14 protein-coding genes and 1 pseudogene are annotated in these 15,017 nt (G+C 72.6%); 8 read left to right on the top strand and 7 right to left on the bottom strand.

Annotated features, from left to right (window positions below):
* Positions 1-559, bottom strand: a pseudogene (locus ACWCO3_RS08485) (sensor histidine kinase); the annotation flags it as partial.
* A 132-nt stretch (positions 560-691) separates the two neighbouring features.
* Here ACWCO3_RS08485 and ACWCO3_RS08490 point away from each other — a divergent pair.
* The 4 genes from ACWCO3_RS08490 to ACWCO3_RS08505 are packed head-to-tail and all read left to right on the top strand — an operon-like array spanning position 692 to position 3,724.
* On the top strand, positions 692-1,588 hold the full coding sequence (locus ACWCO3_RS08490; protein ID WP_423435840.1) for an ABC transporter ATP-binding protein: 897 nt from the start codon (positions 692-694) through the stop codon (positions 1,586-1,588).
* Positions 1,585-2,376, top strand: coding sequence for an ABC transporter permease (locus ACWCO3_RS08495; RefSeq protein ID WP_358049098.1), 792 nt, complete (start codon positions 1,585-1,587; stop codon positions 2,374-2,376). Before ACWCO3_RS08490 ends, ACWCO3_RS08495 begins: the two co-directional genes overlap by 4 nt.
* Positions 2,377-2,378: 2 nt before the next feature.
* Positions 2,379-3,128, top strand: a complete 750-nt coding sequence (locus ACWCO3_RS08500; protein ID WP_450009172.1) for a YqeB family protein — start codon at positions 2,379-2,381, stop codon at positions 3,126-3,128.
* A gap of 32 nt (positions 3,129-3,160) precedes the next feature.
* Positions 3,161-3,724 carry an SOUL family heme-binding protein gene (locus ACWCO3_RS08505; protein ID WP_358049100.1) on the top strand — a complete coding sequence of 188 codons (564 nt, stop codon included), beginning with the start codon at positions 3,161-3,163 and terminating at the stop codon, positions 3,722-3,724.
* Between the two features lie 6 nt (positions 3,725-3,730).
* Here ACWCO3_RS08505 and ACWCO3_RS08510 read toward each other — a convergent pair whose 3' ends face one another.
* The 3 genes from ACWCO3_RS08510 to ACWCO3_RS08520 are packed head-to-tail and all read right to left on the bottom strand — an operon-like array spanning position 3,731 to position 7,938.
* On the bottom strand, positions 3,731-4,723 hold the full coding sequence (locus ACWCO3_RS08510) for a hypothetical protein (RefSeq protein WP_450009174.1): 993 nt from the start codon (positions 4,721-4,723) through the stop codon (positions 3,731-3,733).
* A 42-nt stretch (positions 4,724-4,765) separates the two neighbouring features.
* Positions 4,766-7,195 (bottom strand): FtsX-like permease family protein, encoded by a 2,430-nt coding sequence (locus tag ACWCO3_RS08515; protein ID WP_450009176.1) that lies wholly within the window; start codon positions 7,193-7,195, stop codon positions 4,766-4,768.
* The gene (locus ACWCO3_RS08520) at positions 7,189-7,938 is read right to left on the bottom strand and encodes an ABC transporter ATP-binding protein (RefSeq protein WP_450009178.1); all 750 of its coding nucleotides are present in this window, start codon (positions 7,936-7,938) and stop codon (positions 7,189-7,191) included. The genes ACWCO3_RS08515 and ACWCO3_RS08520 overlap by 7 nt, the downstream gene beginning before the upstream one ends.
* A gap of 169 nt (positions 7,939-8,107) precedes the next feature.
* Here ACWCO3_RS08520 and ACWCO3_RS08525 point away from each other — a divergent pair, with 169 nt between their 5' ends.
* Together ACWCO3_RS08525 and ACWCO3_RS08530 are read left to right on the top strand one after the other, a co-directional pair.
* Entirely contained in the window at positions 8,108-9,265 is a 1,158-nt protein-coding gene (locus ACWCO3_RS08525) for a sensor histidine kinase (protein WP_450009179.1), read from the top strand.
* Positions 9,262-9,951, top strand: coding sequence for a response regulator (locus ACWCO3_RS08530; protein WP_450009181.1), 690 nt, complete (start codon positions 9,262-9,264; stop codon positions 9,949-9,951). The genes ACWCO3_RS08525 and ACWCO3_RS08530 overlap by 4 nt, the downstream gene beginning before the upstream one ends.
* A gap of 3 nt (positions 9,952-9,954) precedes the next feature.
* On the opposite strand, the gene ACWCO3_RS08535 is transcribed toward ACWCO3_RS08530, so the two are convergent.
* On the bottom strand, positions 9,955-11,217 hold the full coding sequence (locus tag ACWCO3_RS08535; RefSeq protein ID WP_450009183.1) for a hypothetical protein: 1,263 nt from the start codon (positions 11,215-11,217) through the stop codon (positions 9,955-9,957).
* 133 nt (positions 11,218-11,350) lie between these two features.
* Between ACWCO3_RS08535 and ACWCO3_RS08540 the strand changes: the two genes are divergently transcribed.
* Entirely contained in the window at positions 11,351-11,893 is a 543-nt protein-coding gene (locus ACWCO3_RS08540; RefSeq protein WP_357930417.1) for a DUF1697 domain-containing protein, read from the top strand.
* 41 nt (positions 11,894-11,934) lie between these two features.
* Here ACWCO3_RS08540 and ACWCO3_RS08545 read toward each other — a convergent pair whose 3' ends face one another.
* Entirely contained in the window at positions 11,935-12,912 is a 978-nt protein-coding gene (locus ACWCO3_RS08545) for an MBL fold metallo-hydrolase (RefSeq protein ID WP_145785311.1), read from the bottom strand.
* A gap of 153 nt (positions 12,913-13,065) precedes the next feature.
* A complete protein-coding gene (locus tag ACWCO3_RS08550) occupies positions 13,066-13,971 on the bottom strand; it encodes a serine hydrolase (RefSeq protein WP_450009185.1) in 906 nt (301 codons plus the stop codon).
* 52 nt (positions 13,972-14,023) lie between these two features.
* Between ACWCO3_RS08550 and ACWCO3_RS08555 the strand changes: the two genes are divergently transcribed.
* The gene (locus ACWCO3_RS08555) at positions 14,024-14,989 is read left to right on the top strand and encodes a LysR family transcriptional regulator (RefSeq protein WP_358074973.1); all 966 of its coding nucleotides are present in this window, start codon (positions 14,024-14,026) and stop codon (positions 14,987-14,989) included.
* The last annotated feature ends 28 nt before the right edge of the window (positions 14,990-15,017 follow it).

Genomic DNA, 15,017 nt, shown 5'->3' on the forward strand with positions numbered 1-15,017 from the left:
GCGACACGATCAACTGCCGCCGGGCCCGGACGAACATCCCCCAGGCCAGCACGGCCAGGGTGATCACCACACCCCAGGTGACGGTGGCCCAGTACGGCATCGCCGGATCTGGACGGGTCCAACTGAAGACCAGGTTGGTGAGGAGCCCGACACCGGTGACCGCGATCGCGACGGCGGTCCGCCGGTGCACCACGACGGTGAAGTAGATGATCAACAGCGGGATGGCGGCGGCCATCGAGAACAGGTTCAACGGCAGGGTGGCGACTGCCAGCCCGAGCGGCCACCGCCGACGCACCCAGAGCAGCCCGCAGCAGACCAGCCCGAGCACCGTGTCGACGCCGACCATCCAGTCGTGCGGCAACGGGATCGCCATCTCCGGGGTGGGCGACAAGGCGTCGGCGACGACGAACAGCACCCAGAGCACCCCGAGCAGGAACGCGAGGCTGTCCACCACCCAGTCCCGGGTGGTGCGGCGCGGCCGCGCCCGAACGCGCTCGGCCGGCACCACCAGCTCCCCCGGCAGCAGCCAGGGGTGCTCCGGAACGGCGAGGGTGCTCACCCGCCCATGCTAGGCAGCATCGGGGGCCGACAACCAGCTACCAAAGTCGAGACCCGCCGGTCGACCAAGGTCGACGCGGCACCGACCGGTGGCCGCAGCGGATGGCCGGGCGGCCCCGGCACGCTCGGCGACATGATCGTCGTAGAGAACCTGACCAAACGATACGGGCCACACCCGGCCGTGGACGACGTGTCGTTCCGGTGCGAGCCGGGCACCGTCACCGGCTTCCTCGGCCCGAACGGCGCCGGCAAGTCGACCACCATGCGCATGATCTGCGGGCTCACCGCACCGACGGCCGGCCGCGCCACCGTCTCCGGGCACCCGTACCGGGAACTGCCCAACCCGGGGCGGGAGGTGGGCGTGCTGCTGGACGCCTCCGCCCAGCACGCCGGGCGCACCGGCCGCGAGGCGTTGACGCTGTCCGCGTACACCATGGGTCTGGACAAGCGCGAGGTCGCCGCGAAGCTCGACCTGGTCGGGTTGAACGCGGTGGCAGCGAAGCGGCGGGTACGGGCGTACTCGTTGGGCATGCGGCAGCGGCTCGGCCTGGCGCAGGCGATGCTCGGTGACCCCCGGGTGTTGATCCTCGACGAGCCGGCCAACGGCCTGGACCCGGAGGGCATCTTCTGGATGCGCGGCCTGCTGCGCGACTTCGCCGACCGGGGCGGCACGGTGCTGCTCTCCTCCCACCTGCTGCGCGAGGTGGAGGCGGTCGCGGACCGGCTGGTGGTGATCGGGGGTGGCCGGATCGTGGCCCAGGGCGACAAGAACGAGCTGCTGGCCGGTGGCGGGACTGTGGTCCGGGCCCGCGATGGCGCGGCCCTGCGCCGTGCGCTGGACGCCGCCAGTCTGACCGCGGCCGACGGCCCCGACGGCCTGCTCGTGCAGGCCGACGCCGAAGCGGTCGGCCAGGCCGCCGCCGATGCCGGCGTCGCGCTGGCCGAGCTGCGCCCCGCCGGCGGCGGTGGCCTCGAACAGCTCTTCCTCACCCTGACCGCCGGCGAATCCACCAAGGAGGCCGTCCGATGACCACCGCCACCGCGCCCGCCACCGCTGTCGCGTCCCAACACCGTGCCCCGGTACGCCGCCCGTCGCTGCTCCGGCTCACCGGTGTGGAACTGCGCAAGCTCGTCGACACCCGGGCCGGCCGTTGGCTGCTGATCACCATCGGCCTAGTCGTCGTCGCGATCGTCACCCTCCTGCTGATCTACGCCGAGGACTCCGAACAGACCTTCTTCACCTTCTTCGTCACCTCGCTGTTGCCCGTCAACGTCCTCCTGCCGGTGCTCGGCATCCTGTCGATCACCAGCGAGTGGTCCCAGCGCACCGCCCTCACCACGTACGCGCTGGTGCCCCGGCGGGAGCGGGTGGTGGCGGCGAAGCTGATCGCGGTGGTGCTGGCCGCGCTCGCCTCCCTGCTGGTCACACTGGCCGTCGCCAGCGTCGGGACGCTCGTGGCGTCCGCCACGGGAGGCGCGGGCACCTGGCAGGTCGACGCGACGCTGATCGTGAACGGGGCGATCGTCCAGGTCGCCGGCGTGCTGATGGGTGCCGCCTTCGGCCTGCTGCTGCTCAACCCGCCGTTGGCCATCGTCGGCTACCTGCTGCTGCCGACCCTCTGGTCGGTGCTCGGCGAACTGGTCCGGCCCCTGCGCGGTGCGGCCGGTTGGCTGGACACCAGCCGGACCATGGAGCCGCTGTTCACCAACCACGTCACCGGCGATCAGTGGGGGCGGCTGGCGGTGTCCCTGCTGGTCTGGATCGCTCTCCCGCTGGCCGCCGGCCTGTTCCGGACGCTGCGCCGCGAGGTGTCCTGACCATGGACACGGCCGGCTACCGACCCCGCACCGTGGTCAGCGGCGGCCCGCTGGAGCTGGCGGTCCTGTGGGGTGGCTTCCCGCTCCTCGGCGCGGGCGCCGGGTGGCTCCTCGCGGCGGCGACGGGCTGGCTCACCCGGCTGCCCTGGGTGCCGTTCGGCGATCTGATCGAGTGGCTGGACCGGCTGCCCGAGCCGCAGGCCACCGCCGGCACCATCGCGGTGGGTGTCGTCGCCGGCCTGGTCGTCGCCGGGATCGGCACCGCCGAACGGCTGATCGTCACCGTCGACCCGGCGCAGGTCCGGCTACGCCGCTCCGACCAGGACCGGACCGTCGCCCGGGTCGACACCCGGGTGGTCTTCCTCGCCGACAAGCACCTGGTGCTGCTCGACGGCGACGGCGCGGAACTGGTCCGGGAGCCGACGGACCATTCGGCCAGGCGACTGGCGGCGGCGTTCCGGGCACACGGTTGGGGTTGGGCGGACGACGACCCGCACCGGTCGGCGTACCGGCTGTGGGTGCCCGACCTACCCGGGTTGCCGGCCGGCGCGGACGCGCTGCTGCGTGCCCGTGAACGGGCGGTCGAGCGGGACCGCCGTGACGACGCCCGCGAGTTACGCAGGGAGTTGGGCCTGCTCGGGGTGGTGCTGCGCGACGAGGGCAAGCGGCAGTACTGGCGGCTGACCGCGCGGGCGGTGACCGTACGGCCGGTGCAGTCGACTTCGGCCGAGCGGGAGCCGGACGGGCGGTAGCGTCTGTTCCAGCAGACCCTGGGAGCCGCGCGATGACCGAACAGCAGCCGTACCGGGTGGTGTCCCGACACCCCGGGTTCGAGCTGCGTCGGTACCCGGCTCACCTGGTGGCCGAGATGCAGGTCCAGGCCTCGTTCACCCGGGCGCCGATCGAGGCGTTCCGACCGCTGGCCGGCTACCTCGGCGGCGCCAATCGGGCTCGACACCCGGTTGGCGCGGCCGAGCCGACGACGTCGGCGGCCAGCGGATCGGAGAAGATCGCCATGACCGTGCCGGTGGTCCAGATCGAGGGTGAGCGGCCGGGCGCGTATCTGATCCAGTTCGTCCTGCCGTCGGCCCTCACCGCAGCGACCGCGCCCGAGCCGGTGGACGCCCGGGTGCGGGTCCGCGAGGTCGCGGCACAACTGGCGGCGGCGATGCGTTTCTCCGGGCGGTGGACGGAGCAGACGTTCGGCCAGCGGGCCACCATGCTCGGCCGGTCGGTGACGGCGGCCGGGCTGCAACCCACCGGCGCCGTCCGGTACGCGCGCTTCGACCTGCCGTGGAAGCCGTGGTTCCTGCGCCGCAACGAGGTCGTGCTGCCGGTCGCCGAGTAGGCGGCGCTACCTCGGTGCGCCGGGGCGGTGGCCGAGCGCAGGCGGCCACGCCAGCAGCAACGCCATCCCGAGCCCGGCCAGCAGACCGGCCAGCGAGACCAGCACGTCGGAGTCGGCGGAGTTGATCGGGCTGTTGCCGGCCAACGCGGTGAACGTCGCGCCGATCGGCACCAGCACCATCATGGTGACGGCGGTGACCAGCAACAGGGCGAGCGGACCCACCAACGCCGCGAGCGCGGCCAGTGCGTGGTGCCGCCAGACCGGACGTCCACCTGGCCAGTCCCAGGCCAGCACTGTCACCCCGGTGAGCAGCACCGTCCACAGGGCGAGCTCCGGCAGGAGCTGCGAGCCCGGCGGGACGGCGCGGACCAGCCCGACGCCGAGCAGGCACACCACGGCGAGACCCGCCGCCAGCCCGACGCGGGCCCGGGAACGCTCCGGGGCCGCCGCCAGCGCGGCACCCACCGCCAGGACGACGAGCAGCGCCCCGGTGGCCAGGCCACCTTGATTCAGCTCCGGCTCCCGGTCGGTCGGTGACTCGATACCGGCCGCCACTGCCACCAGCACCCCGGCCACGCACGCCGCGCCGGTCAGCGCCCTCCGGTCGGCGGCCGAGGGCGTGCCGCGCTCCCGCCGCAGCAGGATGGCCGCGAACACTCCGACCACGGCGCAGCCGCCGACGGCGAGCAGCACTGTCGCCTCCGTGCCGACCGGATCGGCCCGGTCGACAGCCACGTCGGCGGCGATCCAGAGACCACCGAGCACCACCGCCGGGCCGCTCCAGCGCACCTGCCCCCGGCCCGCCACCACCAGCCCGAGTGTCACCGCGATGATCGCCATGAACCGGAGGTCCCGTGCCCAGTAGGCGTTGTTGCCAGGTAGGTGCTCCGACCACGGGCCGAGCGGCTCGGTCAGCGGTTGCCACACCGTCACGCCGATCGCCCAGAGCACGACGGCGGCGGCGGAGATGAGCAGCCCGACCGGGCGCGCGGATCGCATCCGTGGACGGTAGCGGTCCGCGCGCCCGGTCAGGGGGCACGATCATCCGACGACGCCGACCGGGGTCCGCGCGGGGCGGTGACGCAGTGACCGCCACGTCGGCAGCACACTGGCCAGCACGGCGAGCAGCAGGCACAGCCCCACCACACCGGCGATCACCGACCAGGGCACCACCAGGTCGACGGACGCGCCGACCTGCTCGGCCAGGCCGGCGCGGATGCTGAGCAGGCCGACGAACGCGACCGCGCCACCGAGCAGCGCGCCGATCAGCACCACCAGGGCGGACTCGGCGGTGACCAGCCAGAGGACCTGCCGCCGGGTCGCCCCGGCCAACCGGATCAGCCGCAGGTCCGCGACCCGACCGGCGGCGGCCAGCAGCAACGTGTTGGCCACGGCGATGGCTCCGTAACCGGCCGACACACCGATCAGCAGCAGCGTGAACAGCCAGACGAGACGGTCCTCGGCGGCGTCCGCCTCGGCCGCCCAGGTGGCCACGTCGACGATCCGCGCGCCCACCGGTGGGGCGATCCGGTCCCGGACGTACACCGTGGAGGTCAACGCCGACGGGTCGTGCGCCCGCACCACGGCCCGGGGCACGAGCAGGTTGCCGGGGAGCGAGTTGTCGGTGACGACGGCGACGACGCGCAACGACACCACAGTCCCGTCGGCGAAGACCACCGGATACGGCTCGGACGGCCGCAGGTTCGTCGAGGCGGTGACCACCACCGTGTCGTCGCCGCGCAGGTCGTCCAGGGAGCCGGCGACGACGATGAGCACCCGGTTCGCGGCGGCGAAGCCCGCCGGGTCCACACCGAGCGCCGTCAGTGGCCGGTTCTCCGGCAGCGTTCCGGGATCGGTGCGGAAGACGGTGGTCGGCAGGAGGGCGGTGCCCCCGGTCGCGGCGACGGCCGCGTCCGACAGACCGGGCGCCCGGTCCGGTACGACGATCCAGCCGGCGTTCACGTTGTCCGCCCGACCCGCCGCGTACGCGGCGGTGGTGGTCCGCACCATCCCGGACACCAGCACCGCGAAGGCGACAGTGAGCAGCACCGGCGCGGCGATGGCGGCGGTTCGCCGGGTGGCGGTCAACGCACCGCCTTGAACCAGCATCCCGATCGCGCCACCGGGCCGCCGCACCGGGAACCGCAGCAGCCGCACCACCGGCCCGACCACTACCGGGGCGAGCACTGTGGCACCGGCCACCAGGGCCATCACCGCGTACAGGGCGTACGAGGCCGCCACCCGGGCCTCGTCCGCGGTCGCCGTCCCGACGCTCAGAGCGATCCCCGCCGCGACGAGCAGCGCCCCGGTGGCGATCCGGGCACGTCCGATCGGTCGCTGCTCGATCGCCGCCTCGCGCAGCGCCTCCAACGGGCGCACCCGCGCGGCCCGACGGGACGCCGACCAGACCGCCAGCAACGCGATCACCGGCCCGGCGGCGAGCGAGAGCGCGATCGGCCAGGCGGCGTATCGCACCCGGAAGGTGGCCGGCTCGTAGCCGAAGTCCACGAGCAGTCGACCCAGCACCGGGGCGAGCGCCGCACCGACCAGCAGACCGACCAGCCCGGCGCTGACGCCGACGACGAGCGCCTCGGCGTACACCATGCGGCGGACCTGGCGTCCGGTGGCGCCGACGGCGCGCAGCAGGCCCAGCTCGCGGCGGCGCTGCGCGACGGTGAACGCGAAGGTGGAGGAGACCACGAACACCGTGACGAAGCCGGCGAGGGCTGCCGTGGCGGTGAGCACCTGCATGCCGATCCACCGGGTCCGGGCGTCGTTGCGCGGCTCCAACGCGCCGCGCGCGTCGCCGGTCAGCACCCGGCCGTCGCCGCCGACGACACCGCGAGCCGTGGTGGCGACCCGCTCCGGGTCGGCCCCTGGCGCGAGGACCAGCCCGATGGCCCGGACGCCGGGCGCGAGCCCGGCGGCGACCTCGTCCGCGACGTGCACGCCGGGCCCGTCCACCAGACCCGTGACGGTGTACGCCTCCGGACCCGCCGCCGTCAGCAGGGTGACCGGCGCACCGGTACGCAGTCCCAGCGCACTGTCGACCACCACTTCGCCGGGCCTGCCGGGCGGCTCACCCGCGGTGAGGCGCAGACCACCCAGCTGGGCGCTGGACCACCCGTGCCCCTGGTACGCGTCCTCCCGCCCGGTGTCGGCGGCGGAGGGTCGGCCGTCGACGAGCGGTTGGGCGTAGAAGGTCCGGTCCGGTACCGCCGCGACGACACCCGGCAGACCGGCCAACCGGCCGACGAGTCCCGCCGCCGTGCTGGCCGACCACGGTCGGGACGGCACGAACTGGTCGGCCGACGCGCCGGCCTCGGGGCTCTGCACCACGACTGCCGCCCGGGCCAACCGGTCCGGCACCTGCGGGCGCCCGGACGCGAGCAGCAGGGTGGCCGCAGCGACCAGCGCGACCCCGATGGCGACGGCCACGAACGCGCTGGTCGAACGGCGGATACTCAGCATGACCGCTCCCGGAGCGTCTCCCGCTCGGCGATCCGCGCGGCGACTGTCGCCGCCGAGATGTCGCCGTCCAACTCGTCCACCACGCGGCCGTCGGCGAGCAGGAGGACCCGATCGGCGTACGCGGCGGCGTTGGGATCGTGGGTCACCATCACCACTGTCTGCCCGTGGTCGTCGACGAGCGCCCGCAGCAGCCGGAGCACCTGCCGGGACGCCGCGCTGTCCAACGCCCCGGTCGGCTCGTCGGCGAAGACCACCGCCGGTCGGGTGATCAACGCTCGGGCCACGGCGACGCGTTGCTGCTCACCGCCGGACAACTCACTCGGCCGGTGACCGGCCCGGTCGGCCAGTCCCACCGCGTCGAGGGCGGCGATGACGTCCCGGGCCGGTGGGCGGCGGCCAGCCAGCCGCAACGGCAACTCGACGTTCTGCCCGGCGGTCAGCGTGGACACCAGGTTGAACGCCTGGAACACGAACCCGATCCGATCGCGCCGCAGCCGGGTCACCTCGTCCTCGCCGAGCTGGTCGAGGCGGATGCCGTCGATCGTGACGGTCCCCTCGGTCGGGCTGTCCAACCCCGCCGCGCAGTGCAGCAGGGTGGACTTTCCCGAGCCGGAGGGGCCCATCACCGCCGTGAACGTCCCACTCGCGAAGCTCGTCGTCACGCCGTCGAGCGCCGTCACCCGCCGGGTTCCGGTGCCGTACACCGCGCGCAGCCCCGTCAGGGTCACCGTGTGTGTGGTCATGGCCGACACAGTGCCGGCTGTGGTGGGTGCCGCGCGTCGTGCCGGCGCGGACAGTTTCCGCCCCTCCTACGGGTGGAGCCGGAGGCCCGGAACGGCCGGTACGTCGTCCTCGGGGATGACCACCCGTGGGTGGACGCGGACCGGCCAGCCGGCCGATACCGTCGGACAGGTGACCCCTCCCCTGATGACCCGACGGCTACGGCCGGTGGATCTGTACATCGTGGACGCCGTGCTGGCCGTGGCGGTCGGCGGGCTGCTCTGCCCGTACGCGGCGTTGGAGTCACCGCTGCACGGCGGCGTACGCGAACCGCTCTGGGTGTCCGTGCTCGTCGGCCTGGCCCTCGGGCTGCCGCTGGCCGTACGACGCCGGTGGCCGGTGACGGTGGCCGCCGTGATCAGCTCCGTCACCACCGTTGCCCTGGTCACCGGGGTGATCCCGAACTTCGCCGCCGCCGCGCCGGCGCTCGCCATCGGCCTGTCCTTCTACACGGTCGCGGTGTCGACGGCCACCCGCCGCTCGATCCTCTGCGCGGCGGGTTGTCTCGCGCTGGTGAGCGTCGCGCTGGTGCTGACGGCGGGCGACCTCTGGTCGCGTGCGGGTGGGGTCGTCTACGCCGTCGTCATGATCGCGCCCGCCTGGGTGATCGGGTGGCTGGTCCGGGAGCGACGTGCCCTCGCCGCCCGGCAGAGTGACCACCTGGTCCGTCAGGCCACGGCGGAGGAACGACTGCGGGTGGCGCGTGAGCTGCACGACGTGGTCGCCCACACACTGAGTCTCATCGTGGTGAAGGCGGCCGTCGCCAACCACGTCGCCGAGGCGGATCCCCGCGAGGCGGGCGCCGCCCTTCGGGTGATCGAGGAGACCGGCCGCAACGCTCTGGCCGACGTCCGTCGGGTGCTGGGCGTACTGCGCGAGGACACCTCGTACGCCCCTGCACCCGGGCTGGACGAGTTGCCCGCGCTGGCGCGGCAGGCGGCGATCGGCGGTGTCGACGTACGGCTCGACGTTCGGCGGGAGGCACCGGGCGGCGTGGTCCCCGAGTCGGTGGGCCTGGCGGTGTACCGCATCGTGCAGGAGGCGGTGACCAACGTGGTGAAGCACGCGGCCCCGGCCGCCTGCCAGGCTACGGTGACCGTCACACCCGGCGAGGTACGGGTGGAGGTGACCGATGACGGTCGACGTCCGGTCCTGACCGGCGGGGAGGGGCACGGGTTGATCGGCATGCGGGAACGGGTGGCGTTGCACGGCGGGGAGTTCAGCGCCGGGCCACGCTCGGACGGTGGCTTCGCGGTGACGGCCAGCCTGCCCTACCGGGTGGCCGCGTGATCCGCGTGCTGATCGCCGACGACCAGGCGTTGCTGCGCGGCAGCTTCCGGCTGCTGGTCGACCTCGCCCCGGACTGCACCACTGTCGGCGAGGCGGGCACCGGTGCCGAGGCCGTCGCGTTGACCGGGCAGCACCGGCCGGACGTGGTGCTGATGGACGTACGGATGCCGGAGATGGACGGCATCGAGGCGACCCGACGGATCTGTGGCGACCCGGCGACCGCCGGCACCCGGGTCATCATCCTGACCACGTTCGACCTGGACGAGTACGTCTACGGCGCGTTACGTGCCGGTGCCAGCGGTTTCCTGCTCAAGGACACCCCACCGGCGGACCTGCTGACCGGCATCCGGGTGGTCGCCGCCGGTGAAGGGCTGCTCGCGCCGACGGTGACCCGCCGACTGATCGACGAGTTCGCCAGGCGAGCGGAGCCGGCCCGGCCGCTGCCCCGTCACCTGGACGGGGTGACCGAACGGGAACGGGAGGTGCTCGCGTTGATCGCCCGGGGTCTGTCCAACGCGGAGTTGGCCACGCACCTCAGTCTCAGCCAGGCCACTGTCAAGACCCACGTCGGTCGGCTGCTGACGAAGCTGGGAGTCCGGGACCGCGCGCAACTGGTCATCGTCGCCTACGAAACGGGCCTGGCCGGCGCGGGAGCGCCCGAACCGAGGCGCTCCCGCCAACTGTGAAGCTCAGCCGACGTAGATCGTCGCGCTGGTCGCCGATTGGAACGACGTTGACGTACCGGGGTAGACCACCCGCCAGTAACCAGCGGCCCTCTTGAAGATCGCTGCGGCGAACCGGTAGCTGCCGTCAGCTTCGATGGTGGCCGGTGTGCTCCAGGTGCCGTCCTCACCGGTCTGGGAGAACTGCACCTTGAGCGGCGCCGTCCCAGGGGAACGCCCACCGTTGAACTCCATCTGGCCGCTGAGGGCCACCGTCGTCGCATTCTCGCGAACAGCCGAGAAATCAGTGAAGGCGGCTGGTTGCAGCACGGTGATGTTTGTGCTGGCGGTCGCGTCGCTGACGAAGTCATCGTGCATGGAGTATCCGACGCCGATCGGCCCGGTCTGGTAGGGCGAGACAGTTGCCGTGTATCGGCCCTCTGCGTCAGTAGTGGCCACCCCGACATTGGCGCCCGGCACCGGCATCCAGCCCTCGGGCGTACGCCAGGTCAGTTGACCGCTGACCGTGACGCTCTCGCCCTGGAGAATCCTGGCTCGGTCGGCCGCGATGGTGAGGCGCATCGGCCGCTTGTTGATCGTGATCGCGGTCTCACCGGAACGCGACGATCCGTAGTGCAGGTGGTCGTTGTCGTAGGTGTAGTCCGCCCACGCCATCTCGTTCTCGTAGCTGATCGTGGCGGTGCCGACGAAGGATCCGTCCGCCCTGGTGGTGACGGGGTTCCAACTGAAGTCGGAGGTGACCGACATCGGGAAACGCGCCAGCGGCCTGATCTCACCGCTGCCCGGCCAGCGACCCTTGAGCCATCCCCGCAATGTCACGGTGCGGTTCTCATACGTCACAGCGGTTCGGTTCAGCGTCACATTTTCGAAGAACGTGACCACCGAGTAGTCCAGATCACCGGCATCGACCTGAGTGACGTGGTGCCCGGCCGCATCGGTGACCTCCATGTCGACACGGTAGTAACCGAGCTTGTCGATGGTGATCGCGCTCGACCGCCACGTTCCGTCGCGCTTGGTGCCGGACTGGAGGTAAAAGTTCTCCTCGACGGCCACCTCCGCACGCGTGTTGTAGTCCCGGATGTGGGCGCGGACGCTGGTGACGTCGCTGGGCGACGTGATGGAGACCAGCAGGATGCCCATGTTGGCGTTGTAGTCGCTGCGGGCGTACGTGACGACCGGGACCTCGTCGGCGTGCGCGGGCGCGGGAAGCCCCACGATCGCCGTGGCTGCGGCGACGGCGAGCGCCGCGGCGAACCGGAAACGGATCAAAGCTGTCCTCCGAAAGGGATCGACCGGCGATTCACTGCGCGCGGCCGGCGCGCGGATCCTATCGACGCGCCCCGACAGCGTCGCCCGCCCGCTCTAGGCTGACGCCAGACCGACGTGGACGGAGGAGGACGGGATGACCAGGTACGTCGCACTGTTGCGCGGGGTCAACGTCGGCGGCGCCACCCGACTCGCGATGGCCGACCTGCGCAGGATCGTCACCGAGCTCGGGCACGAGGACGTGAAGACGTACCTGCAGAGCGGCAACGTCGCCTTCGGCAGCACGGTGCGCGATGCGGAGAAGTTGGCAGCGGGAATCGAGCGCGCGCTCACCGACGACCTGGCGATGACAGTGCCGGTGCTGGTGCGCAGTGGCCGGGAGCTGGCGGCGATCGCCGGTGGCAACCCGTACGCCGACCGGGAGGACGACCCGACGAGGCTGTTGGTCGCCTTCCTGGCGACCGCGCCGAAGAAGTCCACAGCGGATGCGCTGACCGTGCCCGGTGGGGAGAACGTGTCGTTCACGGTGACCGGCCGGGAGGTCTTCCTGCACTACGTCGACGGCGGTTACGGGCGGTCGAAGTTCACCAACGCGTACCTGGAGAAGAAGCTCGGCGTGGTGGCGACCACCCGCAACTGGAAGTCGGTGCGGGCTCTGGCCGAGATGGCCGCCGGCTGATCCGGTGGGGGCCGCTGCCCGGCGACCCCCACCGGTGCCGGTCAGAAGTGGTACGCGGTCTCGTACTCGGGCACCAGCACGCGGCTGCGCGGCGAGATCCGGCGGATCGCCGCGATCATGTCGTTCAGCCGGGCACGGTCGGTCTCGGCGACCGGCGGCGGGTTCCGCAGCTCGGTCTCGAAGTTGTCGTAGTGCACCGGCACCACGACCTTCGGGTAGTCCAGCCCCTCCAGCAGGCGGGGCAGGTAGTCCCCGGTCGTGGTGGCGTTCTGCATGGCCACCATCGCCACGTCGGGCGCGAGCCCGGTGAGGTTCCGCTCGGCGACGTCGCTGGCCCCGGTGAAGTAGACCGACGGGCCGCCGTCGACCCGCAGCAGGTAGCCGAGCGTGTCGCCCTCCGGCAGGTCCGCGATGGTCGCCGGCTGCGCGGGCTGGCTGACCCGCACCCCGGGGAAGGCCACCGAGTACGACGGGTTGCGGCTGTGCAGCGAACCGACCACCTCCACGGAGTGGTCGCCGAAGTCCAGCACCTCCCCGCCCTTCACGGCGCTGAGCTGCGTCGACGGCAGCTCGTAGGCCAACCCCAGGTGGTACGCGGTCAGCGTGCCGAAGACCCGCGCGCCGGTGCGCTTCGCGATGTACGGCACGTCCATGAAGTGGTCCCAGTGGGTGTGCGTGACGAGCACCGTCATGGCCCGGTCGACGCGCGGGTCGATCACGTCGGTACGCACCGTCAACGCCTTGGCCGGGTTGAACGCACCTTTGAAAAGCCCGGTGTCGATCCGGCTGAGGAACGGGTCAACGAGGACCGTGCGGTCACCGATGTCGACGCGCCAGCCGGCCGTACCCCACCAGCGGAAGCTGACCGCTCCCTTGCGGCGGGCGGACGGGGTGGGTGTGGCGGCCGCCGGCGCGGCCTGGGCCGGAGTGATCGGGCTGGAGGCGAGCCCGGCGGTGGTGACCAGGGCGGTGGTGGCGGCGGTGTCGCGCAGGAAGCGTCGGCGGTCGAGGCTGGGCATGCGGGTCTACTCCCCGTGGTCGGGCGATTGGTCGGCACGAGCCAACCAGCGCGACCCGGCCCCGGTCCAAGATCAAAGGCGACCACCTCCGATACGCCGCCGCATATCGGGCCTGCTCAGTGGTCGTGCGCCAGCGTGCCGACGGGCACGAAATCAGTCGCCGCGCAGCGCCTCCACGGCCGTGCGGGCGGCCTCCCCCATCGCCAGGTCCACGTCGATCCGCCGCGACGCCAACTGGTCGGCGCGGGCGAACACGGCGATCGCGTACCGGCCGCCGTCGGGGTATTCCGCGACCCCGGCCTCCAGGTGCAGCCCGGGCAGGGTTCCGGTCTTCCCGGCGACCCGCACGCCGGGCGGGAAGCCGGCGGCCAGCCGGGTCCAGAAGAGTTGCCGGGCCATCCAGGTACGGACCATCGCGCAGGCACCCGCCGGTCCAGCCTCGTCCCGCCAGATCATGCTGAGCAGCCGGGTGATCTCCCGGGCGGTGCTGGAGGTGGTGTGCGCCGGGTCGAACACCCGCATCGCCCGGATCCGGTCCGCCGGCAACGTGGGGAAGATCCGGGCGAAGTCCGCCTCGGTACGCGCGCCCACGTCGGCGAGCATCAGCTCGACCAACTCCCGGGGACCACCCCGGATGCGGGTACGGGTCAGCCCCAGCTCGGCGGCGAGCATCGGGAGCAGGTCCGGGCCGACCCGACGCAGCAGCAGGTCGGCGGCCGTGTTGTCACTGACGGACATGGCGAAGTACGCGAGGTCGCGCAGAGACACCTCGGCGTCGTCGACGCAGCCGGCCAGACCCCAGCCGCCGAGCCGGTCGGCGGCGGTGACCAGTACCCGTTCGGTCGGGTCGAGTTGGCCGGCCTCGACCTGCCGGGCGAACTCCAGCACCAGCAGGATCTTGAAGACGGAGGCGATCACCACCTGCTCGTCGGCCCGTATCCCGACTTCCCGGAAAGCGTCAGCCGCGTCCAGGTCGACGGCGTCCAGGTCGACGGCGTGCAGGCTGGCGGTCACCCCGGCAGCGGCGAAGATCACCTCGATGCGTTCGTCCACGTCCACGCGAGCACGCTATCCAGCGGGCCGGGGTCGGGGCTGGCGTAGGGTGCCGGCCGTGGATCTGCTCCGGCACCTGCGGCACTTCGTGGTCGTCGCACACGAGTTGCACTTCGGGCGGGCCGCCGACCTGCTCGGGATGGCCCAGCCGCCCCTGAGCCAGTCGATTCAGCGGCTGGAACGGGAGCTGACAGTCGAGTTGTTCGACAGGTCCCGCCGCCAGGTACGCCTCACCACCGCCGGTGAGCTGCTGCTCGGCGAGGCGGAGGAGTTGCTCGCCGGTGAGGGTCGGCTGCGCAACCTGATGGGACAGATCCGCGCCGGTGAGCTGGGCGTACTCCGGGCCGGGGTGCCGCCGGAGACACCCGCTGTGACGCTGCGGGCGCTGCTGGACGGGCTCACCACCCGGGCACCCGGCCTGGACGTGGAGCTGCACGAGCTGACCACCGCCGAGCAGGTACGCATGCTCGCCGAGCGGACCCTGGACGTGGGGCTCGTGCACCACCCGGTCGCGGCGGACGGACTGCGCTTCGGCGCCCCGGTGGACGTACCCCTGGGGGTGTTGCTGCCGCGCACCTCGCCGCTGGCCCGCGGCCGGGAGGTGACGCTCGCGTCGCTGGCCGGTCTGGATCTGGTGGCCGCGCCCCGGGCCACCGCGCCCGGCTGGCACGACCACCTGTTGGCGGTGTGCCGACAGCACGGTTGGCGGCCGACCCGGGTACGCCCGGCCCGCAACCCGGAGTTCCTGTTCGGGTTGGTGCTGGCCGGGGGCGGGGTGGCAGTGGAACCGGCGACGGTGGCGCGTCGCGAGCCCCGGATCGCCTGGCGGCCGATCGTCGACGCACCGCTGGCGAAGCGGACCTCGGCGGCCTGGCCGGACCGGTCGGCACACCCGGCGGCCTCGATGTTCGGGCAGCTCGCCGCCGACGTGGTGGCCGACGCCGAGCCCGCGCCGCCCGCGTCGGGCGGGACGTCGCCGCCGGCCGCACGGCCCTGGCCGGTGCTCTTCGACACGACCGGGTGAACCATTTCGACGTTGCGCTCGTCACCTC

Source organism: Micromonospora sp. NPDC002411 (assembly GCF_053592955.1).

Excerpts from the sequence above, each read along its gene's own strand:
- ACWCO3_RS08490 (WP_423435840.1), top strand. The coding sequence starts at position 692 with ATGATCGTCGTAGAGAACCTGACCAAACGATACGGGCCACACCCGGCC.
- ACWCO3_RS08495 (WP_358049098.1), top strand. The coding sequence starts at position 1,585 with ATGACCACCGCCACCGCGCCCGCCACCGCTGTCGCGTCCCAACACCGT.
- ACWCO3_RS08500 (WP_450009172.1), top strand. The coding sequence starts at position 2,379 with ATGGACACGGCCGGCTACCGACCCCGCACCGTGGTCAGCGGCGGCCCG.
- ACWCO3_RS08505 (WP_358049100.1), top strand. The coding sequence starts at position 3,161 with ATGACCGAACAGCAGCCGTACCGGGTGGTGTCCCGACACCCCGGGTTC.
- ACWCO3_RS08510 (WP_450009174.1), bottom strand. The coding sequence starts at position 4,723 with ATGCGATCCGCGCGCCCGGTCGGGCTGCTCATCTCCGCCGCCGCCGTC.
- ACWCO3_RS08515 (WP_450009176.1), bottom strand. The coding sequence starts at position 7,195 with ATGCTGAGTATCCGCCGTTCGACCAGCGCGTTCGTGGCCGTCGCCATC.
- ACWCO3_RS08520 (WP_450009178.1), bottom strand. The coding sequence starts at position 7,938 with ATGACCACACACACGGTGACCCTGACGGGGCTGCGCGCGGTGTACGGC.
- ACWCO3_RS08540 (WP_357930417.1), top strand. The coding sequence starts at position 11,351 with ATGACCAGGTACGTCGCACTGTTGCGCGGGGTCAACGTCGGCGGCGCC.
- ACWCO3_RS08545 (WP_145785311.1), bottom strand. The coding sequence starts at position 12,912 with ATGCCCAGCCTCGACCGCCGACGCTTCCTGCGCGACACCGCCGCCACC.